Below are 1195 nucleotides of genomic sequence, written 5' to 3' on the forward strand. Positions count from 1 at the left end.
AGGATGACGCCTTCGCGGCCGCAGATCCAGACACTGTCCTCATTCTCGATGTGGATACCCGTCAGTGCGGCCTCTTCCAGGGGCACGTTCAACTCTTCAAGGGTATTGCCATTCCAGAAACAAAGAATGGGCTTGGATCCGGGACCCACCACGCCACAAAGATAAATGGCTTCATTAGATAAGCCATCAATGTCGAAAAACAGGATGTTTCTCGAAGCTGGATGCAATGCTGACTGCGTTACCCATTCCTCCCATTCAGGCGAAAGGAATTCGGGTTCCTTTTCGGGCTTCCGCTTTTCCTCGGCAAAAGGATCGAATAAGACCTCATCCGTCAGCATTCCCCAATCACCTCGGTTTTGCCTAACGTAGATTTGTCCGCCACCACCGCATGCATACAGATGCTCATCTATCTGCCGAAGGGTTAGAACCTTGCCGTAGAACTTGGACCCCGAATTAGCCGTTCCGGCCCCTTCTATACGCTCGGCATAATGCTCAGGTTTTGCGATATGGTAGACATCGCCTTCCGCTCCCAGCAGTGAGAAATGACGCGCGGGAGGGGTGATTGCGGTGTCTCGAATATAGGCGATGTCCTGTACGCTGAGATCGAAATCGTCATAGAACCAGCGATTACCGGCCGCGTTCCTGTGCTCGTACTGAAATACGCGGGCGGCGGGCTGATAGATCGCCTCGTCGTTGTTCTCAGCCAAGACAGCTGAAACCATCAAAGTGTCGGAGGATGAGGCGGTGGCTCGGGTAAATTGGATCAAGGCGAATGTCCTTCAGGGGATGGAGCGGATCGCAGCGCTCTTAAGAGCTCTAATTGTTTCTACTGGAAGAGGCGGAAGCCTCTTCGCCCGAAGCAACTGATTAGGATTGAGGCCCACAAATTGCTTGCCAATTGCCGTCATGATTTGCTTCGCGCAATCTGGACGTACTTCTATCATCGCCGCTGCTGATTTTCGAACGACTTGAGATAAAGGAGCTGTGTAAGGAGGATTTGAAGTTGCTCCCAATGCTTCAATAGCACCATCTGCAAAATGAGCTTCGTCGTGTTCACTACCTACCGATGTCGCGTGCCCCATAACACAAATCGCCTGACCGTCATTCAAGCTGGGCATATTGGGTATGCGCTTATCGCTTTCATTGCGCGCGCCATATCGCAAGGTCCAGTCTGGCACGATATGATGGGCCTGCA

The 1195-nt window shown here is 52.2% G+C and carries 2 pseudogenes; both read right to left on the bottom strand.

Features of this window, described 5'->3' with window-relative positions:
* A pseudogene (locus AC2A6O_RS29010) lies at positions 1 to 767 on the bottom strand (hypothetical protein); the annotation flags it as partial.
* 12 nt (positions 768 to 779) lie between these two features.
* Positions 780 to 1195 (bottom strand): annotated as a pseudogene (locus tag AC2A6O_RS29015) (hypothetical protein); the annotation flags it as partial.

It is taken from the genome of Labrenzia sp. ATLA3, from assembly GCF_057180185.1.